This is a genomic window from Staphylococcus sp. HMSC072H03, assembly GCF_001809305.1.
Taxonomy (GTDB): Bacteria; Bacillota; Bacilli; order Staphylococcales; family Staphylococcaceae; genus Staphylococcus; species Staphylococcus hominis.
Window position 1 is genome coordinate 1 of record NZ_KV796900.1, and the last position, 26,533, is coordinate 26,533.

The window sequence follows — 26,533 nt, forward strand, 5'->3', positions numbered from 1 at the left end:
GCTAGGTTTCCTAATTTTTGAAGTTTCCATTCATCTTTAAACTCTGGGAATCTTAATTCTGGAGTATTTGTGTATTCAGTCATGTTTTAACACTCCTAATTCTTTGAGATAATCGTTGATTTCTGATTCTACGTTGGTGATTTCTTTATCAATATCTGACAGTTGTTGTTGGACTTGGTCTAAGTCAATCGGTTCTTCTTCTTCAAATGTATCGACATATCTTGGTATATTTAAGTTATAGTCATTTTCTTTGATTTCATCTAAAGAAGCTACATAGCTAAATTTATCAATAGTTTCTCTATTACGATATGTTGTAACAATTTTATCAACATCTTCATCTGTCAGTAGATTTTGGTTTTTACCTTTTTCGAATGATTGTGAAGCATCAATGAATAGTACGTTATCACTATCTTCACGACATTTCTTAAATACTAATATACTTGTGGGAATACTTGTGCCAAAGAAAAGGTTGGCTGGTAATCCAATCACTGCATCTAAATAGTTCTTTTCTTCAATTAAATATTTACGAATCGTTCCTTCAGCCGCACCACGGAATAGTACTCCATGAGGTAAAACAACAGCCATTGTACCATTATCATCTAAATAATGAATCATATGTTGAATGAAGGCAAAATCTGCTTTTGATTTAGGAGCTAACTTACCATAACCGCTAAAGCGTTCATCATCTAAGAATGATGGATCGGCACTCCATTTCGCACTATAAGGTGGATTGGCAACGACTGCATCAAATTTTTCTCCTCTAAATGCGGGATTTTCTAAGGTATCATCATTATCTATTTTAAAACGTGTATAATTTACATCATGTAGTAACATATTCATTCGTGCTAAGTTGAATGTGGTATTGTTATATTCTTGACCATAATAGAAGCGAACATCGGCTTCACGTCCCACACGCAATAATAATGAACCTGAACCACATGTTGGGTCATATACATTTTTTAAGTTCGGTTTATTCGTAGTCACAATCTTAGCTAAAATCTTAGACACTTGTTGCGGCGTATAGAATTCCCCCGCTTTTTTACCTGCATTAGCCGCAAATTGACCAATTAAATATTCATAAGCATCCCCTAACATATCAATTTCAATATCACTATGCACAAACGGAAGTGTAGCTAAATTAACCATGACTTTCGAAATAAGTTTCGTACGTGCTGCATTGGTATTACCTAAACGTGTAGAGTTTAAATCCATATCAGCGAATAAATGGTCAAAGTCTTCTTCACTGTCTTCACCACGTGTTGATTCTTCGATTTTATTAATCGCTTTATGCAAATCTTCAATTTCAAACGTTTGAGTTTCAATTTTCTGAATTAAGTGACTAAACAAATCTTGAGGTTCAATTACAAAACCAATTAAATTGATTAACTCTTGTTGTAACGCTTCGCGATATTCTTCATCTTCCCATGCTTCTGCATATGAAATGTGGTCTTCCTTTAATAACTCAGCTACTTCTTCTTCTGTTTTTTCTGATAAGAAGCGGTAAAAGATAAGGCCTAAAATATAATTTCTAAACTCGCTTGCATCCATGTTTCCACGTAAATCATTCGCAATACTCCATAATTTCTTTTGTAATTCGGCTTGTTGTTGTCTTTGTTTTTCCGTTGTTGACATCTATATGTCCTCCTAAAATAAATATTCTGATAAAAGTTGGTCCATCAAGTAAGTGCGTTTCGCTTGTAAATACTTTAAGTATCTACGTCGTTCATTAAGTTTTCCTATACGTTGTTGTTGTTCTAATGGAGGTAGCGTTATCTTAAGTTGTTTAAGTTGATTCAATGTTAATTTTTTAACTAATGAACCTCCTTGCTTAAATTGATTTAACTGACTCTTTGCTTGAGATGAAGCATTCATCCAATAGACAAAATAATTAGCATCGATGTGTGCTGTGTCAATTTCAATATGCGTATAATTATAAGGGAGAATACTTTCATGATGTTGTTGACTCACAATGACACACTCACTCGTCATCATATTAATCACGATATCACCCGTATGAACCATCTTGGCTTGATGTGTTGTGCTTAAGGTTACCTGCTTAGGCTGATGTGCTGTTGGTTGAAACACTCCATCATCGAACTCCATCATACGTTGATCATAGATAGGTAATGTTATACCTTGAGAAGCTTCTACAGTCTCAAGTCGATTGATTAAAGAACCATTATGAAACGTAAATAATTGAGATATTTGACTCACCTTCTTTTTTGTATTTTTTTATTACTACAAATTGAGTATATAATAAAAAAATCCTTGTAGTAAAGAAAAAATACAAGGATTTTTGTAAAATTTATTCAATCATACCATATTTTTCAACGGTATCTTCAATAAACTGTATAATTTGGTCGGTTTTTCGTTTACGTTTCATAAAAGGTTCTGAAATATTTTGACCGATAGATTTACGATCGATATTACCACTATATTCATACTCATTAACAGCTTCATTAAGTAACATAGCAGAAAAAGCTTTTTGTTCTGCAAATGCATCAATTTCTTTGGTTTTTTCTTTGTCTTCAAATTCATAATAGGCTTCATTAATATCGGAATCTTCTTTTAGTGACGGCACAACTTTATCTAAGAAGCTACGGATCAAATCAGCTTTCAAACGTAATTGTTGATCATCGGCTTTATCTAATAACTTATGAATTTGATGACGTTTTTCATCACGTGCTTTTGCATCAGATAGATTAATTTGACCAATGAGATCCATAATATACTTCACATTAATCAAATCATTACGCATTAATTCAACTTGGAAATCAATATCATCTAAAACGGAAACAGCCTCTTCATCATCCACTTTTTTACTGCGTATGACTTCTTCATAAATATTTAAGTATTTTCCTTTATAATCTTCATATGTTTGTTCTGCAATACCAAGTTCATTTTCTGTAAATTGAAATTCATCGAAGGTTTTTAATTTAATTAAAGTATTCGATAGATCACGGAACGAAATGACAAATTCTTTTTTTAAATCCTCAGCCTCTAATTTATCGACATCTAAAGGCGTTGGCGCTAGTTGAAAAACGTTTTGCAAGATATCTCTGAAATTATCTAAATATTCTTCGTAAGACAGACTTAATACTGTATCTGTATTATCTGTTTGTGAGAAAATTTCAATGGCTTCATCCGTTTGTTTTTTTAAATCACGATAACATACAATATTACCGTAAGGTTTACGTTCTTTTTCAACGCGATTTGTTCTTGAATAGGCTTGAATTAAATCATGATGTTTCAAGTTTTTATCAACGTAAAGGGTATTCAGTTTCTTACTATCAAAACCAGTCAAAAACATATTAACTACAATAAGAATATCAATCTTGTCATCACGAACCACTTCTTTCATACGCTTAGATACGTCAGAAAAGTAGCCTTCGAAATTATCCGTATTATAGTTCGTTTTAAATGTTTGATTATAATCATTCATAATGCGATCGAGCACTTCTCTTGAATGAACATGATTGTCATCCTCTTGTGCATCTTCATTAGCCTGATACGTAAAAATAGTTGCAACATTTAAATCATGAACACCTTCGTTTTTTAGTCTTTGGAATGTATCATAATATTTAATCGCCATTGGAATACTTTGAACCGCAAACATAGATGTGTAATTTCCGTTATCCGTTTTCTTGTGATAATTTGAAATTAAATGTCGACAAACAGCTTCAATACGTTCATCTGCCATCCAAATTTCCGACGTATTAATTTTAGACATATATTCTTCATCCAAATCTTCATGTGAATTAAATGTTTGATTGTATTCAACGGAAAATCCAAGCACATTATGGTCCCTAATAGCATCTTTAATGAGATAGTGATGTAAACATGTATCAAAAATGTCCGCTGTAGCACGCCCATCTTGGCTCTTATTTTCTTCAAAACGTGGTGTGCCCGTGAATCCAAAGTATTGTGCATTTTCAAAATGTTGCTTAATTAAACGATGCATGTCACCAAATTGCGTACGATGACACTCATCAATAATAAAAATCACTTTATCTTGTTTATATGATTCCATTACTGAATGATTGGACTTCACTGCATTCGCCATTTTTTGAATCGTTGTCACAATTAAAGGTAAAGTTGGATCAGCTAACTGTCTCAATAATTTACGTGTATTATCCGTAAAATCAACCGAGTCTTCTTGGAATTTATTAAATTCAGATAACGTTTGATTATCTAAGTCCTTACGGTCGACTAAGAAAATCACTTTTTTAATATTTTCTTCTTGCGATAATAATTGACTCGCTTTAAACGAAGTCAGTGTTTTACCACTACCTGTGGTATGCCAAATGTAACCATTGTTATTTGTTTCTAACGCACGATTTAAAATGGCCTCAACCGCATAGACTTGATAAGGACGTAAGGCCATTAGAATTTTATCTGTTTCATTGACGATCATATAACGACTAATCATCTTAGCAATGTGACATGGTTCTAAGAAATCTTCAATAAAGTCTTTAAGATAGTTAATACGCTCATTTTGTTCATTACTCCAATAAAACATTTGTCCCTTAAAGATTTCACGATCACTATTCGCATAGTAGCGTGTTTCCATTTTGTTACTAACGACAAATAATTGTATGTATCGGAATAAATTTGTATAGTTTTGACGACGATAACGCTCAATTTGATTAAACGCTTCCGTAATCGCTACCCCACTACGTTTCAATTCTATTTGAACTAATGGTAGACCATTAATCAAAATCGTCACATCATAACGACTTTTATACTTATCTTTCACACTGATTTGATTAGTTACTTGGAATTTATTCTGACACCATTGTTTTAAGTTCATGAAATTCAGATATAAATCAGTATCATCATCACGTTTAAGTACATAACTATCGCGTAATTGCATTGCACTATCAAATACAGATTTACCGTTAATTCCCGTCATTAAACGTTCAAATTCACGATCCGTCAGCGGTTTCCCATTTAATTTATCCTTATGACGTTCATTGATAATGTTCCGAAAATTATCATGTAGTTGTTCAACGTTATGTATATTTACTCGTTCGTATCCTAAACTCTCAAGTTGTTGTAGCACTTCATTTTCTAATGCATATTCACTTTGATAAGCCATTCATTCATTCACCCTAAACTTAATCTTTCCTTAAATATATCAAAATTTAGTAATAATTAATATTGCATACTTCGTTTTTAAGCAACTAATTAATAAAAACCGCATCACTTATGATATGCTTTTGCGTATCGGTTAATGATGGGGTTTTTCTTCTTTTTAAGCTTAAAAATGACTTAACTAATCTCATATTAAAGCCAACAATATTTCCTTAATTTTGAGCTTTATTTTACTTCGTCAATAATAAATTAATTTAAATCTTAGTTCTATGGATAAGATTTTGTCAGTATATATAATCTAACTTTTGGATAGAAAATGATGTTTCGATTACTTTTTACTAATGAAGACACAATATTTTGAATACCTTATATAATAGAAGTTTTTAAAAATACATTCTATTCAAGAATAATTCTTCAAACTTGCTTAAAAAAATAGTGAAATTACAATTACTTATTGATTAAATCTACTAATTCTTTAAAATCATTCTCATACATATCTTTAAAGGATTTACCTACTTTATCACTCAAAGTGTTAATAAAATCATCCATTGTAGATATTATAGAATTTAGTTTTCGCACATCTAATGATAAGTTAGACATTGATTCTACGGGAAGATTTGCGCATTCAATACTTTGATTTAATTTCTTTCTTTTATTTTCCCAATGAGCAAGATATTTTATTCTGTTTTCAAAATCATAAATATTAGCTTCAAATCCATTGTATCTATTTTTTTCATTATAATATATTTCGTCGTTACTATTAACAATGATAAAAAACAACTTTTCTTGATAATTTTTATCTTGCATTAACTGCATAACCTCATACATACAATTAAGCGACATAATATATGCACTGCTTACCACTGCAATAGTAAAATCATGCTCTCTTATTGTCTTCATAAATTCTTCTAAACTATCCCTATACTTTGTAATATTTATATCACGAGTTATTTCTATATTATTATATCTATCTAACTCACTCTCTAAAATATCCACTAAATCACTATCTTTATGTGAATACGAGATAAAAACTTTTTTTATCATCATTTCTTCTAATTCTCCATATTTACTGATTTTGTAAGGTATATTATTGACTTTTACTAAATCATCTGATTTATCAATTGAAATATAAAAAAGATTATTACCATTAAACAATAGATTATTATATTTTATCTTTATTGACCCTTCTATTAAATTTTGAATATGTTTTAAATCTAAATTAAAAGCAAATTTTTTTACAGTTAATTTCACACCATCATCCTTTATACCAAAAATAATATCCCCACCATTACTATTAGAATATGCAGAAATAAATTTCGCTATTTCTTCATAGCTCACAATTGGATGAAAATATGTGATATTCTCTCTATTACTATTATTAATTTTATTCCATATATCTTCAACTGTCCTACTCATTAATATCATCTCTCTTATAATTTAGTTAATGGTATTTTAGATATACCTGTTGTTTTAAGTAAATCTCCTAAAGTAATCATCTTTTGGTTTTCACCATCGTCTGTCCACAATTGGTAAGCATAATCATCTAAAGCCTCTAATTCCTCATCATGATAGAATATTATCTTTTGATAATCGCTTGGGCGAATAATGATTCTTATATCTTTTCCTTTATATTTAGCCGGGAAGACCGTGTCAGAAAACTTTTCACTAATCCAGTCTTCTAAAGTAGCTGGAAGTGCATAATCTTTAAGTTTACTTAAATAATTAAAAATATTTTCTATACTTCTATGTAATAAATTCTCAACATAACGTTTCATTTCTTCTGTTGAAGTAACTACATGCTTTAATTGTTTAATTATATCTTCACTACTGAGTTCAGAATTATTAATAACCTCCATTACTTTATCTCTATTATTTATTAGTTCATCTAATTCTTCATATTTAATATTATTTTCTTCTATTTTTTCTGCTATTTTATATCTTTTTAGATTTTCTTCTGGAGATGACAACATCATTTGTTTTGAATATAAATTTTCAAACCACTCTTTTGATTTTTCTTGATTTGCTAGGAACCAATTAGTTAATCTATTAAATATTTTTTGAGTATTTTCTGTTCTTTCTATATTATCAATAGTTTCCTTAGTTAAAAGTTGTGATACTTTAGAATCAATTTCATTAGCACATATTGCATTTGTTTTAACTTTACTTGATTGGTTATTGAAATAATCGTTAAAAGCAACAATATCCTTATTTAATAACTGCTCTTTAATTTTTCCACCTAGAGATGTTAAAATCTCTTTTAGCTCATTGTCTATATTTTCATCAAGATAAATATCATTAAATTGTATAAATTCATTATTTTGATTAGGCACTAATACTGATTCTAAAACCGTCTCAATACCAGCGTCTTTAATCCAGAGAGAATAAAAGTCATTTAACCAATTAGTATAAGAAGTTTCATCCTTCAAGTAAGTAGCTAAATTATCAATATTTAAATTTTTAAAAGTATCATTTATCCAAGAGAAGTCCATATTCTCTCCAAATACAACAGACCAACCTAAGTAAGAATCTTTAGTTGGTATTAATGCAAGTCGAAAATCAGATAAAATATCCCAAAGCAAACTTTTATATGTAATTTCTTTGGTTTTCGGTAATCCTATTACTACTTTATTATTATCATTTTTAAATGCTAACTTTTCTATTTTTCCACAATTATCAACTGGAATAATTCTACTAGTATCAATATATTCTTTGATTGCTTTATAGGAATACTCTTGAATAACTGATTTACTAGATGGTTTAATAATACAAATATTAAATTCATCTTTCACTTTTTTAGTTTTTGTACAATAATATATCAATTCCTTATACATCGAAATTGCTTCTTTTATTAATTCCATATTTAGCGTATTACTATCTCGAATGGCATTCCTATCTCTTTCTACATCAAATAAATTAGAATTAACTACTATAGGAAACCTAAAATCCTCAGTCCCTAATAGAGGGAAATCACAGAAAATTTTTGGCATAGTGTCAGGAAATGCTGAGAAGTATAACTTTTTATCGGAAATTTCAATATTACATCCAATTGTTACCCTATTTCCATTTAATATTAGTAATTTTTCTTCTCTATCTGGAGAGGCAATACAAACAATCTTAAACTTACTATTTTTTTTAAATTTATTTTCACTTTTCTTCATGTAACACTGTTTATTATATGTAATAGATTTTATATTTTCATTAAAAGTTAATACGTAGGGAATAGTCTTTTCTAAATCAGCTATCCCTTCTTTAACTGCTTGTTTTATATTTTCATCATCAATTGAATAAATAAATTTTGTATCATTAGATTTTTCTTCTAATTCTTCTTTATGTTGACTAATAGTAGATAATTTTTCTAACATAATTTTCGTTTTTTCCTTAATATCGCTATATGTTTCTCCTGATCTATCAACTTTAAAATCTAGTTTTGTATATTTACCATCTTCTTGAATAAATGAACCTTTAATTTGTACAATTTCCGATAGCAAATGAGTCGACATAAAGCCAGTACCAAACTTTCCTGTTTTTTTTTCTTCCAAGCTTTGCTTAGAGGAAATTTGTGTAATCAAATCTAATAAATTTTTATAACAAAATGGTAAGCCATTGTGACTAAATACAATTTGATTATTATAATATTCAATATTTATATCGATTTTTCTATCTTTTGGGGTACAGTCTGATGCATTCTGAATTAGTTCCCAAATCCATCGACGTCTAATAACTTTCTTTTCTACTTCGGAAGACTCTCTTATCTTTTTCAACTCATCCCAAATTGTATTTGAACTAGCATCCAAAACTTTATTTAATAATACATATTCATTATTCATATTAATAATCAACCTCATTTCAAAAATTAAATAATATTATTATATCATTTAAAAATTAATGGTATAAAATATAAAAAATCTTTCTTTAATAATTTTCTTTTTATTCATATTTTTCTACTCTTTTTATACGTTGATAGTAAAAACTCTGTCATAGCTTTTGCAGCATTAATAGCAAGAATGGCATGTCTATTTTCTGGCTTATAATTCTTAAAAGATTTACCATGAGCATCTCCATATTCATTACGAATTTCATCTAAACCATTGATAATATTAATCATACCGCTTAAAATTGTTTTAAACATCGCTTCATTATGACCACCAGGAGAAAGGTTCATAATTTTCCCTACTTTTTTGTAGAGATCTCTTAAACCTTCATTATTTTTATACAACACTTCTTCTGAATCCAGAATATGTTTTATACTACTTTCTACCATTGCTTTAGCCGATGTAATAGCATCTTCAGGGTCAATTTCAGCTTCTTTTTCGATTCGTTCACACTCTCTTAATATATAATTATTATCACTATTTCGAGCTAATTCTTTGATATTAAATAAGCTTACCTTGGAGTTCCTATTAGTTATAATACCCTTGTCTTTCTCATACTCAAAACCATTTAATTTAATCACCTTAATAAGCCTACTTATTTCTTCATCATTATCCCAATCATCGAGATCAATTTGCCATTTTATCAGATAGAATTCAATAACTTTTAATAACTTTTGAAACTCTATATCATTTTCAAGATTTAATGTAGAAATATATTCCCATGCTAAACTTTTTCTTTGACCATTATATTTAGGTGTTACATTCGGATTTTTTATTATATTAGCATAACTAAAAGAATTGTCTATCTCTTCCAAAACACTTCTACTAGATAAAATATTTAAAAACTTATCAATTAACATTTGCCTATTCATACCAATCAATTCCCTTCATTTATCGCCATATATTAATTACTATTTATATCATTAAAATAGTCTCATTTATCATATGTTTAACCAAAATATATCAATAAGTTTTATAAAACTTATATGTTAAGATTCGATTAATTTTTCTTCACGAAGTGGCTAAAAACCGCATCACTTATGATACGCTTCGCCTCTCATAATCTTAAATGCTCGATACACCTGTTCAATTAAGACGACGCGCATCATTTGGTGTGGGAAGGTCATTTTACTGAATGAGAGTGCGTAGTTGCTACGATTTAAGACGTCTTGATGTAGTCCGTTTGATCCTCCAATGACGAAGACGAAGTCGCTTTGCCCTTGTGTCATACGTTGTTGTAGTTCTTTAGCTAAACCTTCTGATGACAACATTTTACCTTGTATTTCTAATGTAATAACGGTGGCTTGTGGTTTAATTTTGGCTAATAATCGTTGTCCTTCTTTTTCTTTGACTTGTTCAATCTCTTTATCACTCATAGTTTCGGGTGCTTTTTCATCCGGCACTTCAATCATCTCAATTTTAGAATATGCACCGAGTCTTTTTTCATATTCAGCAATCGCTTGTTTCCAGTATTTTTCTTTTAATTTGCCGACAGCTAAAATAGTAATCTTCATTATAGTCCTCCGTGTTGATAATAGTTATTCTACTTATCCACAAGTTATCAACTTGTTAACAGAATTCCCTCTAATTATAACAGGAATGTATATAAATTCTGTGGAAAATTTGAGATTTATCTACAAAAAATGTCATTTATATACTATTTTTGTGGATAAGTATGTGTATAATGTGAGTATTTCTATGTGTATTATTCACAATAGTGGATAACTTTCTTTAAATTTGGGGATAACTTCACGACCGTCTTTTATATTTATTCACAGATTCTAAATAAATCACTCTAATTATCCACTTTTTAATGAATATTCATGTATAGTCCAAATTGTTAGATAATAACTTTAATTTTTCCAAAAAAAGAGCTTAATAAAAACCTCATATTTTCTTAAGGCTTTCATTAAGCTTCATACTTCATTTCAATTTTATAACGTGTAAATCGGTGTCGCTTGTGCTTTATCTGTATCACATAATAATACTTCTTTTTCAGTATCGATATCATGTTCATTTAATACTTGTCCAACACTCATGCGTGCTAAATCTTTCATATTATTATCACGAGATAAGTGTGACAGATAGATACGTTTCGTATGACCTGTAATCACATCCGCCATCGCATGTCCTGCATCTTCATTTGACACATGTCCCATATCACTTAAAATACGCTGTTTCGTCTTCCAAGGATAACGACACATGCGTAACATATCTACATCATGATTACTTTCAAACATAAAAGCGTCACTACCTTGAATCATACCTTTCATTCGATCTGACACATAGCCGGTATCTGTAATCATTGTAAATTTTTTATAGTTATTATGGAAAATGTAAAATTGTGGATCAATCGCATCATGAGAAACATTAAACGATTCTATATCAAAACCTGCAATAGATTTTGTTTCATATGGATTGAAAATAAATTTTTGATCCATTGGAATTTTATCATCTTTTTTCTCAATCGCTTTCCACGTTTTTTCATTCGCATACACTGGTAAACCATATCGACGTGCAATGACGCCAAGTCCTTTAATATGGTCGCTATGTTCATGTGTCACTAGGATGCCATTCAGATTCTTCATATCTCTATCAATCTGACTAAATAAATCTTCCATCTTTTTACCCGTAAGACCGACATCTACTAATAGACTGCCTTTCTCACTTTCTACATAAGTCGCGTTTCCTGTACTACCGCTTGCTAATACGCTCATTCGAATCAAGATGGTTCATCCTTTCTCTTTATCTTAAATTTTAATTATTTAGAGTGCCTTCAGTCTAATTATTTTATATTTACTCTTTTTCTAAAAAAATATAGTTTCGAACTTGTATCTCTGTTCGAAACTTTCCGCTCTAAAAGTACTTTTATATTATACTATACCAACCTGTAACTAGAAATTCCAATTCTCTGTTTATATTAAATATGTAAGAGCAAAACAACGGGCAAATTTGACCGCCATTTTGCTCTATTTAAAATGATTCACTTTTTAGTTATCAATCACTTTTGGATTGACTGAAGTGGCTTCAACATAATATTTTTTCGTTTCTTCTTTACCTTTATGTTTCACTTTGATTTCCCAGTTTGCTTGTAGTAATTGAACGTTGGTTTCTCTTACTACTGAGTAATATCCTAATCTTGCATCTAATACTTCATCGCCAGCTTTTAAATAACGATTGAAATACAAGCTTTCAATTGCTTTACGCGGCGTAATGACTTGCTTCTTAGGATTATTGTCACCTTTTGCAGGTTCAATTTTACTCATTAATGTTTGTTTATACATTGTCGCTTTACCATCGTCTATATTAAAGCGAAGGCGTGCTTTATTGTTATTAAGCAATGGGTACCCATCATACGTTTGTTCGTAAGTGACTGTATTTGAATTCATATCGCCAAGTTGATAGACCTTACCATTATAAATATGATTGATAATGTAATCTTTTAAATCGCTGAGATTACGATCACTTACATTTACAGTATTATCTACGTCACCGCTTACTGTGAAACCAGAATCACTTGTTTCTAATGAAGATTTATTTTCAGCGTATGATTTAAAGTTTTTAGAAGTAGCAGTAATCATTTGCATCTTCGTACCACTTACATCTTTATTTAATACATCTGTCGATACTTTAATCTCTTCTTGCTGGAAGTTTACTTCATTATCGCTTTCAGTTTCATTAATTTGCGATTTAGTCACCTTATTAATATAAATCAGAATGAGAAAAATATTGACTAGAACAAACACGAAAATAAACAATGTTTTGGTTAGTTTCCAGTTCATTTATTCAAGCCTCCCATCCTGATATACATACCATTCACCATCATACTCAACATACCACGTTGGAATAAATTCACTATTACGTTGTACTTCGATGTCATCTTTATCTGGCTTATCATCTTCTTTATAGCCAACGATCATATTCGATACTTTCTCAAAATCAATGTTATGATTATTTGCAAGTGACGCACGTACCGTTTCCAAACTATCTAATGATGTTGTTGCGCCGTCTAAAGGCACACTTGAACGTAGAAGGGCACGTTTATAGTCATAAATTCCTTTTTCTCCCCAAGTCACGTTAATTTCATTTAACTGCTGATCATTAAATGTAGGATGTCCATTGAGGAATAATTGATAGGTTAATTCTCCTGACATATTATCCGTATTGAACAGACGGAAATCATCGTTAAAGAAACCACCATGATTATTAATATATTCGAATGTACTTGGAATGGAGGTATCCATATCTTTCGAACCTGATTCATCTTCAGATAAGTTTTTATAATGGTACTTTTTACTGTCATCATTATAGTTTGCGACGCCAGTATTATTATTATATGTGGTTGAACCACTTTTTCCGCTTCGAATAATGACAGAATCATCAAATAAAATTGAGTTCATCGTTTCGACTGAAATCGTATCATATACCATACGATATGAGCGTAGGTCTTTTGGATGTTTCGGCGCAAAAATATGCGTTGATTTATCAATCGTCGTCTTATTCGTAATCACTTCCGAATAGGTTTCCATATCTTTTTCTAAATGATGAATGATTTTATTAAATGGCGTTGCCTTAGCGTCTATCGTCACTTTCATGACTTGTTGATGATGTTTACTCAGCGCATATAATTCTAAATCACCCTTAGGATTTTTATCAATTAAAATTCGATTAAAGCTAAAATGTTTAGGAATTTTAGCTGAGTTATTAAGTACTTGACCTAAATAGGTTGTTAGTGGCATATCATACGTAAAATCCAACACGACAAAATCATGGTCTAATATCGGAGTTTGCAAATTATACCCTTTTTGCATCAATTCTACTTTACTCACTTCATGATCTTTGAGTGGATCAATCACTTGAGCGAGTTGAGATCTTGATGGTGTCAATCCTTTTACTTTATCCCCTTTAACTGACACAACTTGATAAGGTGAAATCACTGTGTCCATCTTTGCAGCTAAAGGTTTACCAATGGTTTTAGTATTATTTTTTTTACTATCCGCGCTGTCTAAATTATTTAAATCTGGAGTAAAGTTCCAAATCATATACGTAAGGACAATACTCATCATGACTAAAAGAAAAAGGATAACTGATTTAATATGTTCCTTACTGTTCATCCCAATCACCGTCGTCTATCACTTCACATGGAAGTGTAATAAATATCGATGTGCCTTGTCCTTCAACACTGTTTGCCCAGATACGACCATTATGTGCTCCGACAATTTCTTTTGAAATGGCCAGTCCAAGACCCGTACCACCCATTTTACGTGTACGTGCTTTATCTACGCGGTAGAAGCGATCAAAGATTTTATCCACTTTATTAATTGGAATACCGATGCCATTATCTTTAATACGAATGGTCATTCGATTATAAAGTGCATTTTGTTTCACGTGGAACTCGACACGTTTATCTCCACGAGAATATTTCATCGCATTCGTAATGACGTTATCAAATACTTGCGTCATCTTATCTGGATCTATTTCTGTGAAAATCGTTTCATTTGGAATTTCACGTACAAACGTTGTATCTTTCGCTGCCATTTCATGTCGATTAATAATTTTATTAATAAACATATTAAAGTCGACAATTTCTTTTGTAATTTGTTCTGTCTCATTATCCATTTTAGATAATTGAAGTAAGTCATTGACTAGTCGAATCATACGTACCGTTTCTTCACGTGTGACTGAAAGGAACGATGGCGCAAGATTTTCATCTTTCCAAGCGCCTTCTTCAAGTGCTTCAATATAACTGTTCATTGAGGTTAGTGGCGTACGTAATTCGTGTGATACATTGGCAACGAATTCGCGACGTTCACGTTCCACTTGTTGTTGTTCTGTAACATCGTGTAATACGGCGATATAACCATTAACAAATCCCGTATCTTGTACAATCGTGCTAAAGTTGACACGTGCAATAATACCTTCTTCTTCGTTCATATCAATTAAGATACTATCATTATTCTCTTGAATTTCTTCTAATGAAAAATCGCCTTCTATTTTTAAAACATTTAGCATGTAATAACCAATGAGATCTTCTTTCGCCATACCTAACATTTTAATCGCCATATCATTCACAATACGAATACGACCACGTCGATCCGTCGCAATGATACCATCACTCATATGTGTGATGACAGAATCGAGTCGACGTTTTTCACTTTCTGTATTCGCTTGGGCTTCTTGTACACGTTTAGAAAGATTATTAAACGCAAGCGCAAGTTCACCAATTTCGTCATTGCCATAAATCTTAACACGCTGTGTATAGTTCCCTTTCGACATTTCAACTGTTTGGTTACGCATATCTGTAATCGGTCGCGTAATCGTTCGCGCAATAAAGAAACCGAGTATAACCGTGATAAATAAGGAAATAGCCGTACCAATAATAAAGATTTGGTTAATATTGTTAAGCTGGTTATATACATCATTAATATTTGACTCTATGTAAATATTACCGATCACATCATTGCTATTCTTAACTGGTAAGTTGTAAATCCAAATCCGTTCTTTACCATGACCATAGTCTTTTAAGACGTTATGACTATTTGCTTCGCCAAGAGAGATTGCTTTTTGAACAGAATTATCATTCACTTTTTGATTAATTAAGCTATGTGATGATAACTTCGCTGTAGCCATTATAATTTGGTCTTTATCAATAAAGCGGATTTCTTCAATCTCTTGTCGGTTAGCGTATTCATTCAGTAGCGATTGAACTTCCTTTTGTGCATTTGAAGGATGGTCTTTATAAATACGCTCAATATTGACTTCGAGTTGTGTCGCATATTGTTTAATATTCTTCATGAAATTATTTGTTAATTCTTTTTCTAAACTATTAGTGAAATACAGACCAATAATCTGCATTCCAATAATAATCAGTAAGACATAAACAATAACGAGTTTTGTGTGAAGGGATTGGAGTTGTTTCAGCCACTTCATCGTTTGCAACTCCTAATCATGTTGTTGGAGGAAGTATCCAACGCCTCGACGTGTCACAATATATTCTGGATGAGATGGATCGTCTTCAATTTTTTCTCTTAAACGACGAATGGTTACATCCACTGTACGCACGTCTCCAAAATAATCGTAGCCCCAAACCGTTTGTAATAAGTGTTCACGTGTCATAACTTGACCCATATGTTTTGAAAGATAGTGGAATAATTCAAATTCACGATGTGTTAATTCAATATCCTCACCACGTTTTTTAATTGAATAGGCATCGGGATAAACCACGATATCTTTAATCGCAATTTCATTCGTTATACCTTCTGATTCTTGCGCAGGTTGAGAATAGTGACGTCTTAAGTTTGCTTTCACACGTGCAATTAATTCACGTGTACTAAATGGTTTCGTCACATAATCATCAGCGCCTAATTCAAGACCCAATACTTTATCAATTTCTGAGTCTTTCGCTGTTAACATAATAATTGGCATTTCGTATTTTTTACGTACTTCACGACATACTTCCATGCCATCACGACCAGGTAACATAATGTCTAACAATACGATGTCTGGCTCTTCTTCATAAATTAAATCGACTGCATCATTACCATCATAAGCGCAATGAACTTCATAGCCTTCTTTTTTTAAATTAAATTCTAAAATATCCGCAATTGGCTTTTCATCATCAACTACAACAACTTTTCTAGCCATATCTATAAACCTCATTTCTCAAATTGTAGTTTAAACCTTAATGTTTATTATATTTTGAGTAAAACATTAACTGTATTATATGGCGCTATCTTACGTCTTAACGCACGTTTATCTACTATATAATTTAACATTAATATTCACTTAATTCTATTTTCATATTTAAAATTATAGAATAACATTAATTTAAAGTTTACCACTCTCGTTTTATATTACAAATAAGTTGAGCGCCTTGAATATTGGACAAAAGTCGTAGGAAGACTGAAACGATACAATGTTACAAAATGATGATAGAGGATAGTCGTTGAAAATTAAGAGTGATATATAAAAGATGTATAAAAAAAGAGAGAAATATTAAAAATATATTGCGACGTCACCTATTTGTAATACACACATCGTTTTACTCATGATAACGTCTATATATTTATAAAAATAAAGACGCAATATTAAAAAAGCATAAAAAAAATGCCTACCCTTTTGGATAAGCAATACGGTCTCGACGGGAATCGAACCCGCGATCTCCTGCGTGACAGGCAGGCGTGTTAACCGCTACACTACGAGACCTAAAATGGTGACTCCTACGGGACTCGAACCCGTGTTACCGCCGTGAAAGGGCGGTGTCTTAACCGCTTGACCAAGGAGCCGTTCTTAAGCACAAGATAGATTATAGCATAGCTTTTATTTTAAAGACAAGAACTTTTTTACATAATTTTAATATTTTTTTATAATTCCTTAATTTTTAGAAAAAAAGAGTTGTTTTGAAGATAGATTACATAACAATATACTTTTTTTCTTTACTTTTACATTATTAATTCATATTCAAATTTAAATGATACGGTTATCATTATCTTATTTTATATATAAAAAACGTTGCTAAAGTGAGTCACTTTAACAACGTTAGATGTATACAATTAAATGTTTTATTATTAACAGGCTTCGAAACGTAATTCTCTCATCCATCATATGCTAATCTCTAAAATCAAAAACCGATTTTCGCTCTTAGCACGTTATTGCTCTAGGTTTATACGCTTTTCTTACCATAATTTTTCTAATAGGTTTGTTTGCTCACGGTCAGGGCCTACAGAGAAGATTGAAATATGAACGCCACATAATTCAGAAATACGTTCTAAGTATTTACGTGCGTTTTCAGGTAATTCTTCTAATGTACGACAACCTGTAATGTCTTCCGTCCAACCAGGTAATTCTTCGAAGATGGGTTTACAACGACGTAATTGATCTAAGTTTGCTGGATATTCTGTGATTGTTTCACCATCTAACTCATATGCTGTACAGATTTTAACTGTATCTAAACCTGTTAAAACGTCAATTGAGTTAATAGATAAGTCTGTAATACCACTTACACGACGAGAGTGACGTAATACAACTGAGTCGAACCAACCTACACGACGAGGACGTCCTGTTGTCGTTCCATATTCACGACCTACTTCTCTAATATGATGACCATCTTCATCGAATAATTCAGTAGGGAATGGGCCATCACCTACACGAGATGTATAGGATTTACATACACCAATCACTTTAGATACGAAGGTTGGACCCACGCCAGTTCCTACTGTCACGTTACCTGCAACAGGATTACTTGACGTTACGAAAGGATATGTACCATGGTCGATATCTAACATAACACCTTGTGCACCTTCAAATAAAACCTTTTCATCAGCTACGAAAGCGTCATCCAAAATTTTAGCTGTATCTGTAACGAATTCTTTTAAACGTTGACCAGCGGCATAGTATTCATCGAACATTTCATCAAAGTGTGGACAAGTTTCATTAAACATCCCTTTGAAATATGCATTTTTAATCTCAATATTTTCTTTTAAACGTCTTTCAAATGTATCTTTTTCTAATAGATCAGCCATACGAATACCAATACGTTGTGCTTTATCTACATAAGCTGGTCCAATACCTTTTTTCGTTGTACCGATTTTATTATCGCCGCGACGACGTTCTTCATATTCATCTTGTGCTAAGTGATACGGTAAGATGACTTGCGCACGGTTTGAAATACGTAGATTATCTGTAGAAATACCACGTTCATTTAAACCGTCTAATTCTTTTAATAATGCAACAGGATCTACAACCACTCCATTACCAATCACTGCTAATTTATCTTTATAAAAAATACCTGATGGTACTAAATGTAATTTGTATGTTTCTCCACCAAACTGAATGGTATGACCTGCGTTATTACCACCTGAAAAACGCGCAATCACATCTGCTTGTTCTGCTAAGAAATCTGTAATTTTACCTTTACCTTCGTCTCCCCATTGTGTCCCAACTACTACGATTGATGACATGTGAGCACCTCCAAAGTTTTCTCAATTAACCACTAAGTATTCTATCAATACGTTTCATATAATGCAAATAAAAATCGAACATTAAAAATAGCATTCACATCAGTCAAATAAATACGTATTTTTTATTAAAAAACCTTTAAAATTGCTAATTTACCAGTATCTCAAGTCAGTTTTACAAATGTTTAATACACATACTTCACTTAACTTTACTTTTTAAAAACAAAATAAAAACCGTACATTTATATTAAAAATAATAATAATGTACGGTAAAAAATATTTTTATGACATGTCTGCATGTGCATAATCAATGTCTGTAAATTTATTATATTGTTTCATAAAGTGTAACTTCACTGTGCCTGTCGGGCCGTTACGTTGTTTGGCAATAATAATTTCAATCTCACCATTATCGTCATTGGATTGAGGTTCGAACTGCGTACTATCGTCATCTTCTTCACCATCGCCTCGATTATAATAATCATCACGATACAAGAACGCAACAATATCTGCGTCTTGCTCAATTGATCCTGATTCACGAATATCACTCATCATTGGTCGTTTATCTTGACGTTGTTCTACGCCACGAGATAACTGACTCAGTGCGATAACGGGACATTCTAATTCACGAGCGATGGCTTTTAACGTACGTGAGATTTCAGAGACTTCTTGTTGTCTATTATCTGAAAAGCGTGAGCCACTCCCTTGAATAAGTTGTAGATAGTCAATGACAATCATATCAAGACCATGTTCTTGTTTAAGACGACGACACTTTGATCGTAAATCTGTAATACGAATTCCTGGTGTATCATCAATAAAAATCTTTGTTCTCGATAATTTACCTACTGCAATCGTAAATCGATTCCAGTCTTCTTCTGTCATTGTCCCTGTTCTTAAACGGTTAGAATCTACATTTCCTGAACTACAAATCATACGTGTCGCAAGTTGATCGGCACCCATTTCAAGTGAGAAAATACCTACTGTATAGTTATCTTCATGAGTGGCTACTTTTTGAGCGATATTAAGTGCGAAGGCAGTCTTACCTACAGAAGGACGGGCTGCTAAAATAATTAAATCATTTCTATTAAAGCCCGCAGTCATCTGGTCTAAATCGCGGTATCCAGTAGGAATACCCGGCGTTTGCCCACTATTTTGATCAAGTTCCTCTGCAGTCTCATATACTTGACCTAAGACATCTCTAATATCTTTAAATCCATCACTTTGACGGTTTGCTGAGAGTTCAAGAATACGTTTTTCAGCATCACTTAAAATAGCATCTAATTCAAGCTCATTATTATACCCATCATTCGCAATGCTGTCAGCTGTTTGAATTAATCGACGTTTAAGCGCAAGATTAGCAACTATATTTCTATAGTATTCAATATTACGTGTCGTCGGTACATTATTCGATAATTCAGCTAAATATTGAGGGCCACCAGCCTCACTTAATGTACCTTCTTTCGTTAATTGTTCCATTAACGTGACTACATCAATCTCATGAGCATCTTCGTTTAAGTTCATCATTGCTCTAAAGATATGTTGGTGTGCACCTCTATAAAACGACTCAGGAAGTAATACCTCCTGAGTCGAACCTATTAATTCTGGATCTAAAATAATTGCACCTAAGACAGACTGTTCAGCTTCATTGTTATGGGGCATTTGTCTTTGATCATACATATTATCCATCAATCATTACACCCATCTATCTTAAAATTTTCGACATGCTAGTGCAACATTATATCTTTCTATGAATTGCTTTTAAAAGAATGGACTACCTATTTGTCCTAAATCTTTTTATTTTTCTACAGTGTGTACGCGAATTGTACCTTCAACTTCTTTGTCTAATTTAACAGGTACATTAGTATAACCTAACGCGTGAATACCGTGTGGTAAATCCATTTTACGTTTATCAATTTTAATATCGTGTTGATTTTTTAATGCGTCAGCAATTTGTTTTGTACTAATAGAACCAAACAATTTACCGCCTTCACCAGTTTTAGCACTTACTTCAACTTCGATATCTTCTAATTTTGCTTTTAATGCTTTAGCATCATCGATTTCTTGTTGTCTATCCGCTTCAGCACGTCTATTTTGTTGTTCTAATTGTTTTAAATTACCTGGTGTTGCTTCAACAGCATATTTATTTTTTAATAAAAAGTTATTTGCGTAACCTACTGGCACGTCTTTAACTTCACCTTTTTTACCTTTACCTTTAACATCTTGTGTAAATATTACTTTCATGTATCTTCACTCCTACTCATTTGTTCAGTAATTGCTTGTTGTAATTGCTCGATTGCTTCTTCTATAGTGACACCTTTTATTTGCGTTGCAGCATTTGTTAAGTGACCTCCGCCACCTAAGGCTTCCATTGTTAATTGAACATTAATACCGCCTAATGAACGTGCTGAAATACCAATAAGATTATCTTCACGTTTCGCTACAACGTAAGAAGCTTCAATGCCTTCTAAACTTAACAATTCATCCGCAGCTTGTGCAACTGTTACAGGATGATAGATTTTATCATTAGAACCGTGAGCAATCGCGACACCGTGATCTTGAACTTCAACTGTACGTATCAATTCAGAACGATTAATATACGTATCAACATCATCTTTAAGGAATTGTTGCGTTAAGATTGTATCGGCACCATGCGCACGTAAATAACTTGCCGCATCAAACGTTCTTGAACCTGTTCGTAATGTAAAATTACGTGTATCAACAATAATACCTGCATACATAATTGTAGATTCTAAACGTGATAAACGTTGTTCTGTTGGCTGATATTCTAATAACTCTGTGACAAGTTCTGCAGTTGAACTTGCATAAGGTTCCATATAAACGAGTAATGGATTTGAAATAAAGCTTTCTCCACGTCTATGATGATCAATGACTACTTTACGATTCGCTTTATTTAAAATATTTTCATCTAATACCATTTCAGGTTTATGTGTGTCTACCACAACAACCGTTGTTTTTGACGTCATCATATCCCAAGCCTCATCAGATGTCACAAATCGTTCTTTCAATTCAGGTTTTTTATCAATTTCTTCCATCACACGACTTAATGTTGGATCGATATCTTCTTCATTAAGTACCACATATGCTTCTAAATTATTCATTGACGCAAATCGAGATACTCCAATAGCTGCGCCAACCGCATCTAAGTCGGGACGTTTATGTCCCATAATAATCACTTTGTCGCCTTCAGTTAAGATATCTTTCAATGCGTGAGAGATAACACGTGCTCTAACACGTGTTCGTTTTTCCATCGGGTCAGTCTTACCTCCGTAAAAGCGGACATTACCATTCATGTTTTTAATTGCAACTTGGTCTCCTCCACGACCTAAGGCTAAATCAAGTCCTGATTGAGATAATTCACCAAGTTCAATTAAATCTTCGGTACCTTCACCAACACCAATACTTAATGTCAATTGTGCACGATAGCCTACACTTTTTTCACGTAACTGACTTAGAATATCAAAATTAGAATCTTCTATTTCTGCTAAGATTTTTTGGTTTAAATACGCTACGAATTGATCTGAACTATAACGTTTAAAATAAATGTTATATTCAGTTGCCCATCGACTAATAATACGTGTCACCATTGAGTTGATTTCAGAACGTTGTGTGTCATTCATATTTTGTGTAATTTCATCGTAGTTATCTAAAAACAACGTTGCAATGATAGGCTTTGATTCTTCATATAATTCATTTGTATGTACTTCTTCTGTAATATCGAAGAAATATAAACAACGTTCTTCTTCAGAATAACGCACATGATAATGGTACTGACCATGTTCGATTTCTATTTCTTGTATTCTTTCAAGTTGCTTAAGAATATTCGGAAAAACTTCATTGACTGGTTCTGAGATGACATTCGTTTCTAGATGTTCAGACATATATTGGTTGATCCATTCGATGTGATCGTCAGCATCAATCACAACTAAACCAATTGGCATGCGTTTAATTGCTTTATTACTTCCTGCTGAAATATGACCACTCAGATTATCCACATAATGATCCATTTTTGATAATGCTTGTTTAATCAATACCGCACTAATGACGATCATAATGATTAAAGCAATCGCCGTAAACGTTGCAATTAAAGGTTTAAATATAAACCCTACAATAACAATTGCAATTGCCGTAAGCACCATCAAAATGTAAGGAATAAGCAATGCTTTTTTAGTGGATTGACGGTTCATTCTTCCACCTCTATTCACTTTTTAAAGTCATTTTTTAATCATTCGTTTTAAGTTAATTCCTAAATCAAGTACGCCAAGTAATGATACGATATGCGTAAAGGGTGAAATCACTGTCCCCACGACCATTAATAATATAGATATCGCATCAGGTAATCGTTTGGCCTTTCCAAAGAAATGAATCAAACTCAATCCTTGGATATACATTAATAATGATAACACAACTTCGAAATTCAATACGATACTTTGGAATATACTTGGTTTCATCGCAAACATCACACATACTAGCACAATCATGTAAATCCATAATAATGTGCGATTCATCTGCCAAGCAAATAAAGGTCTAAACATAGGTGTTGCTACTTTGAATTTGCGTAAAATTGGAAATGTAATGATGATATTAATTAAAACTAAAAGAAAGACCATAATAATGATGTAACTTGGAAGTTGAACAGCCATTTGACGAAATCCTTCTTCTAAGATGATCTTATAATCTGATTCAACGCCTGAATTTACAATCGCATTGTTCATTGCGTCTTTTGCTGGTTTAATCAATACTTCGGTATTTGGAATCTTTTTGAACGCTTGTAATAACATAAATGCAATTAACGTCACAATACTTATATACATTGTTGTAATATATAAGATGCGTTCTTTAGATGTACGTTCTTTTAATAATTGGCCAATTACAAAACTTAGTAATAAAACTAGAATCATGGCACTTAATACAAAGGTATTCCCTAATAAGGTCGTGATGACTACAGTGAGTAAAGCTCCAATTCCAAATGTAGCAATTGATTTATGCCACATGATAATCCCTGGAATGGTAGCGAATAAACATAGAATCAGACCAATTATTGGCAATACATACGTAACTAAAGCAACTGTTACAAGCACGATAGTTCCTATAATCATTGCTTTAGGATGTACTTTTGAAAACACATTCGCCACTCCTATACTTTTTTGACTATAACGTCTATTTTAACCTCTATATTCAAATTAAACAAATGTGTTAACTGTTCTCTTATCTATTATTTTCGTTTGAATTTCGAAACTTTTAAAAAGTGATACAAGTTAGGTGCCCAGTCATTAAAATTAAGTAAAAAACCATCATGGCCTACGTTGTCTGGAACAAAAAAGTGACGATGATATTTAAAACGTTCTCCTACTGCTCTGACTTGATCATCTGGATATAACAAGTCATCTGTAAAGCCCATAGTTAGTACTTTTGTATTTAAAGATTGGAAGACCTCATCCACATCATCGCGCTGACGATCAAGATGATGACTATCTAAGACATTCAACATCGTTAAGTAACACGATAAATCGTAGGATTCTTTAAACTTATTGCCTTGATAACGTTGATAATTGACTACTTCATCTGGTGTGAAACGCGCGTCATAACTTTTTGAAGAACGATATGTTAAGAATCCAAGTTGTCTTGCAATACTAAGTCCCTCTTTACCTCCAATATGAATCGCTTCACGTGCAATTTCATTGAAAGCACGACTGTATGAAGAAGTTTTATCTGTAGCTGCTAAGATGACTGCCTTATCTACTTCGAATTGATGATTATATAATAATTCCATCACCTGCATGCCACCTAAACTGCCACCAATTAAAATATCGATTTTAGTAAATCCAAGGGCCTTTATTCCCAATTCAATTGCCTTAACGATATCTCTTAATGTTATTGTTTTAGGAAAATGAGCATCGTTTAATGGGGAGCTTGAACCAAAAGGACTTCCAATAACATTAAAAGTAAGAAACTGATAATCATAGATTGGCATATAACCACCATCAATGATTTCACGCCACCATCCAGGATGTTCATCTGTACCATAAGTTAAATGATTCCCAGTCAGAGCATGACAAACCACAACAAGCGGTTGTCCCGAATAACCTACGTGCTCATAACGCAATTTTAGATTCTCAATTGTTTCACCTGATTCTGTTGTAAAAGCACCTAAATGTAATGTATCTACTGTATAATTTGTCATGCTATGCCTCCTTAGAATAAAAAAATCGCTTCTACTCTTAATTTTAAAAGTGTGAAGCGATAATACTTTAGTACTTATCATTCGAGTATCTCGTTGGTTGTAGCACCGTACAATGATTTGTCGGTTGCTGAAGTTTCATAGGGCCAATTCCCTCAACTTCTCAAAATAAGAGTATCTATATATTGATTGTATTGTTTAATTTAAATTTATTTTAATACAATTGTCTGGTTAACTTCAATGCGCAGTAAATAAATGGATTAAAAGAACCATCGTATAGCTGCAATGAATACAATACCAACAATAATAGTGATGGTTAGACTACGCGTCACAACTGCGATAATGACTGTAGGAATGGTTGCTACAATGAATGGAATATTTATTTCAAAGCCCTGCATGCCTTTATGTTGAACGATAAAACTATCAATAACTAACGCAGTGAATAATGAAATCGGAATAAATGACAGCCATTTGATGACTGTTTCTGACAGTTGAATACGTGAAATCATTAAAAAGGGTACGACACGTACAATTAATGTCACTAATCCACACAAAACGATAAGTAAAAGCATATGTCCAGTTATTGTCATCGATCCATCACCACCCCAAGTGTTGCAGCACAAATTGATGTAACAAGAATGGCCACATAAGAGGGCATCAACCAACTTAAAATGAACATCATTACAATAACGAACGCAATTAATACGATATATATACTTACTTTGGAACGTGTAATCGTTTCAAATTGAGCCATAGCCAAGAAAATAAACATGGCTGTAATCGCAAAGTCTAACCCTAACATTTCAGGATGAGAGATGTATTTCCCAAAGACTGCTCCTAACACACAAGCTATTGCCCAAAATGAATAAGCAGTAATATTTAATCCATGTAACCATCGGTCATTAATTGTTTCCCCTTTTAAGTGTGGTGTTATAGCAACGCCAAATGTCTCGTCAGTAAGAATAGAAGACAAAGCTAAACGATTCCATATACCGTAATCTTTATAATTAGGTGATAATGTCATAGACAATAAAAAGAAGCGGGAATTCACAATTAACGTTGTTAACACGATTGCTGATATAGGTGTACCAGTAATGACTAAAGCACAAATAATAAATTGTGCTGCGCCTGCATAAACCAGTAAACATAACAGAAGAATTTCTAGAACACTAAAATCTTGAGAAGCTGCCACGATGCCAAATGATAGTCCTATACCGATGTATCCTAGTAGTGTTGGAATACATTCTTGGACCCCTTGTTGAAATGTTACATGTGACGTCATGTTAGCTCCCCCTTTATATATGTATTTTCAAATTGACTATATATTTTAATTAAATTCAGTCTAATATAATCTAATAGACGCTTCAATATCTTTAGACGTCCGTTTGAGTGAGGTTAGAGAGAAGGTCGTTTAG

Annotated in this window: 20 protein-coding genes, 2 tRNA genes and 1 riboswitch; all 22 genes read right to left on the minus strand. The window is 32.3% G+C overall.

Annotated features, from left to right (window positions below):
• Positions 1-75 precede the first annotated feature (75 nt).
• The 22 genes from HMPREF2578_RS07970 to HMPREF2578_RS08075 all read right to left on the minus strand — a co-directional run bounded on the left by HMPREF2578_RS07970 (position 76) and on the right by HMPREF2578_RS08075 (position 26,400).
• A complete protein-coding gene (locus HMPREF2578_RS07970) occupies positions 76-1,632 on the minus strand; it encodes a type I restriction-modification system subunit M (protein ID WP_070508375.1) in 1,557 nt (518 codons plus the stop codon).
• A 12-nt stretch (positions 1,633-1,644) separates the two neighbouring features.
• Complete coding sequence (locus HMPREF2578_RS07975; protein WP_070508376.1) at positions 1,645-2,214, minus strand: restriction endonuclease subunit S; 570 nt, start codon at positions 2,212-2,214, stop codon at positions 1,645-1,647.
• Positions 2,215-2,305: 91 nt separating this feature from the next.
• The gene (locus HMPREF2578_RS07980) at positions 2,306-5,098 is read right to left on the minus strand and encodes a type I restriction endonuclease subunit R (RefSeq protein ID WP_070508377.1); all 2,793 of its coding nucleotides are present in this window, start codon (positions 5,096-5,098) and stop codon (positions 2,306-2,308) included.
• A 443-nt stretch (positions 5,099-5,541) separates the two neighbouring features.
• Positions 5,542-6,510 (minus strand): TIR domain-containing protein, encoded by a 969-nt coding sequence (locus tag HMPREF2578_RS07985; RefSeq protein ID WP_070508378.1) that lies wholly within the window; start codon positions 6,508-6,510, stop codon positions 5,542-5,544.
• Positions 6,511-6,524: 14 nt separating this feature from the next.
• A complete protein-coding gene (locus tag HMPREF2578_RS07990) occupies positions 6,525-8,921 on the minus strand; it encodes an ATP-binding protein (protein ID WP_070508379.1) in 2,397 nt (798 codons plus the stop codon).
• Positions 8,922-9,025: 104 nt separating this feature from the next.
• Positions 9,026-9,838 carry an abortive infection family protein gene (locus HMPREF2578_RS07995; RefSeq protein ID WP_070508380.1) on the minus strand — a complete coding sequence of 271 codons (813 nt, stop codon included), beginning with the start codon at positions 9,836-9,838 and terminating at the stop codon, positions 9,026-9,028.
• A gap of 162 nt (positions 9,839-10,000) precedes the next feature.
• Entirely contained in the window at positions 10,001-10,480 is a 480-nt protein-coding gene (rlmH, locus tag HMPREF2578_RS08000; RefSeq protein ID WP_048760983.1) for a 23S rRNA (pseudouridine(1915)-N(3))-methyltransferase RlmH, read from the minus strand.
• Between the two features lie 420 nt (positions 10,481-10,900).
• Entirely contained in the window at positions 10,901-11,683 is a 783-nt protein-coding gene (locus HMPREF2578_RS08005; protein ID WP_087437087.1) for an MBL fold metallo-hydrolase, read from the minus strand.
• A gap of 273 nt (positions 11,684-11,956) precedes the next feature.
• A complete protein-coding gene (locus tag HMPREF2578_RS08010) occupies positions 11,957-12,748 on the minus strand; it encodes a two-component system regulatory protein YycI (protein WP_070508381.1) in 792 nt (263 codons plus the stop codon).
• On the minus strand, positions 12,749-14,080 hold the full coding sequence (locus HMPREF2578_RS08015) for a YycH family regulatory protein (protein ID WP_070508382.1): 1,332 nt from the start codon (positions 14,078-14,080) through the stop codon (positions 12,749-12,751). It lies immediately after the preceding gene.
• Positions 14,070-15,896: a cell wall metabolism sensor histidine kinase WalK gene (gene walK / locus HMPREF2578_RS08020; RefSeq protein WP_070508383.1), complete on the minus strand. Its 1,827-nt coding sequence runs from the start codon at positions 15,894-15,896 to the stop codon at positions 14,070-14,072. The genes HMPREF2578_RS08015 and walK overlap by 11 nt, the downstream gene beginning before the upstream one ends.
• Before the next feature lie 12 nt (positions 15,897-15,908).
• Positions 15,909-16,610, minus strand: coding sequence for a response regulator YycF (gene yycF / locus HMPREF2578_RS08025; protein WP_048679001.1), 702 nt, complete (start codon positions 16,608-16,610; stop codon positions 15,909-15,911).
• 488 nt (positions 16,611-17,098) lie between these two features.
• Positions 17,099-17,171, minus strand: a tRNA-Asp gene (locus tag HMPREF2578_RS08030).
• Between the two features lie 5 nt (positions 17,172-17,176).
• A tRNA-Glu gene (locus tag HMPREF2578_RS08035) sits at positions 17,177-17,251 on the minus strand.
• Between the two features lie 390 nt (positions 17,252-17,641).
• Positions 17,642-18,925: an adenylosuccinate synthase gene (locus tag HMPREF2578_RS08040; protein WP_017175614.1), complete on the minus strand. Its 1,284-nt coding sequence runs from the start codon at positions 18,923-18,925 to the stop codon at positions 17,642-17,644.
• Positions 18,926-19,204: 279 nt separating this feature from the next.
• A complete protein-coding gene (gene dnaB, locus HMPREF2578_RS08045; RefSeq protein ID WP_002449507.1) occupies positions 19,205-20,605 on the minus strand; it encodes a replicative DNA helicase in 1,401 nt (466 codons plus the stop codon).
• A 108-nt stretch (positions 20,606-20,713) separates the two neighbouring features.
• Positions 20,714-21,160, minus strand: a complete 447-nt coding sequence (gene rplI, locus HMPREF2578_RS08050) for a 50S ribosomal protein L9 (protein ID WP_002488452.1) — start codon at positions 21,158-21,160, stop codon at positions 20,714-20,716.
• Positions 21,157-23,124, minus strand: a complete 1,968-nt coding sequence (locus tag HMPREF2578_RS08055; protein WP_017175615.1) for a DHH family phosphoesterase — start codon at positions 23,122-23,124, stop codon at positions 21,157-21,159. Before HMPREF2578_RS08055 ends, rplI begins: the two co-directional genes overlap by 4 nt.
• 27 nt (positions 23,125-23,151) lie before the next feature.
• Positions 23,152-24,063: a YybS family protein gene (locus HMPREF2578_RS08060; RefSeq protein ID WP_070508384.1), complete on the minus strand. Its 912-nt coding sequence runs from the start codon at positions 24,061-24,063 to the stop codon at positions 23,152-23,154.
• 89 nt (positions 24,064-24,152) lie between these two features.
• The gene (locus HMPREF2578_RS08065; RefSeq protein ID WP_017175617.1) at positions 24,153-25,121 is read right to left on the minus strand and encodes a homoserine O-acetyltransferase MetX; all 969 of its coding nucleotides are present in this window, start codon (positions 25,119-25,121) and stop codon (positions 24,153-24,155) included.
• Positions 25,122-25,192: 71 nt separating this feature from the next.
• A riboswitch (SAM riboswitch) is annotated at positions 25,193-25,293 on the minus strand.
• An 85-nt stretch (positions 25,294-25,378) separates the two neighbouring features.
• On the minus strand, positions 25,379-25,708 hold the full coding sequence (locus tag HMPREF2578_RS08070) for an AzlD domain-containing protein (protein WP_070508385.1): 330 nt from the start codon (positions 25,706-25,708) through the stop codon (positions 25,379-25,381).
• On the minus strand, positions 25,705-26,400 hold the full coding sequence (locus tag HMPREF2578_RS08075; RefSeq protein ID WP_049418820.1) for an AzlC family ABC transporter permease: 696 nt from the start codon (positions 26,398-26,400) through the stop codon (positions 25,705-25,707). The genes HMPREF2578_RS08070 and HMPREF2578_RS08075 overlap by 4 nt, the downstream gene beginning before the upstream one ends.
• Between the last annotated feature and the right edge of the window lie 133 nt (positions 26,401-26,533).

Excerpts from the sequence above, each read along its gene's own strand:
- walK (WP_070508383.1), bottom strand. The coding sequence starts at position 15,896 with ATGAAGTGGCTGAAACAACTCCAATCCCTTCACACAAAACTCGTTATT.
- HMPREF2578_RS07970 (WP_070508375.1), bottom strand. The coding sequence starts at position 1,632 with ATGTCAACAACGGAAAAACAAAGACAACAACAAGCCGAATTACAAAAG.
- HMPREF2578_RS07980 (WP_070508377.1), bottom strand. The coding sequence starts at position 5,098 with ATGGCTTATCAAAGTGAATATGCATTAGAAAATGAAGTGCTACAACAA.
- yycF (WP_048679001.1), bottom strand. The coding sequence starts at position 16,610 with ATGGCTAGAAAAGTTGTTGTAGTTGATGATGAAAAGCCAATTGCGGAT.
- HMPREF2578_RS08075 (WP_049418820.1), bottom strand. The coding sequence starts at position 26,400 with ATGACGTCACATGTAACATTTCAACAAGGGGTCCAAGAATGTATTCCA.
- HMPREF2578_RS08055 (WP_017175615.1), bottom strand. The coding sequence starts at position 23,124 with ATGAACCGTCAATCCACTAAAAAAGCATTGCTTATTCCTTACATTTTG.
- HMPREF2578_RS08010 (WP_070508381.1), bottom strand. The coding sequence starts at position 12,748 with ATGAACTGGAAACTAACCAAAACATTGTTTATTTTCGTGTTTGTTCTA.
- HMPREF2578_RS07995 (WP_070508380.1), bottom strand. The coding sequence starts at position 9,838 with ATGAATAGGCAAATGTTAATTGATAAGTTTTTAAATATTTTATCTAGT.
- dnaB (WP_002449507.1), bottom strand. The coding sequence starts at position 20,605 with ATGGATAATATGTATGATCAAAGACAAATGCCCCATAACAATGAAGCT.
- rplI (WP_002488452.1), bottom strand. The coding sequence starts at position 21,160 with ATGAAAGTAATATTTACACAAGATGTTAAAGGTAAAGGTAAAAAAGGT.
- HMPREF2578_RS07990 (WP_070508379.1), bottom strand. The coding sequence starts at position 8,921 with ATGAATAATGAATATGTATTATTAAATAAAGTTTTGGATGCTAGTTCA.
- HMPREF2578_RS07985 (WP_070508378.1), bottom strand. The coding sequence starts at position 6,510 with ATGAGTAGGACAGTTGAAGATATATGGAATAAAATTAATAATAGTAAT.
- HMPREF2578_RS08070 (WP_070508385.1), bottom strand. The coding sequence starts at position 25,708 with ATGACAATAACTGGACATATGCTTTTACTTATCGTTTTGTGTGGATTA.
- HMPREF2578_RS08015 (WP_070508382.1), bottom strand. The coding sequence starts at position 14,080 with ATGAACAGTAAGGAACATATTAAATCAGTTATCCTTTTTCTTTTAGTC.
- HMPREF2578_RS08040 (WP_017175614.1), bottom strand. The coding sequence starts at position 18,925 with ATGTCATCAATCGTAGTAGTTGGGACACAATGGGGAGACGAAGGTAAA.
- rlmH (WP_048760983.1), bottom strand. The coding sequence starts at position 10,480 with ATGAAGATTACTATTTTAGCTGTCGGCAAATTAAAAGAAAAATACTGG.
- HMPREF2578_RS08065 (WP_017175617.1), bottom strand. The coding sequence starts at position 25,121 with ATGACAAATTATACAGTAGATACATTACATTTAGGTGCTTTTACAACA.
- HMPREF2578_RS08005 (WP_087437087.1), bottom strand. The coding sequence starts at position 11,683 with ATGAGCGTATTAGCAAGCGGTAGTACAGGAAACGCGACTTATGTAGAA.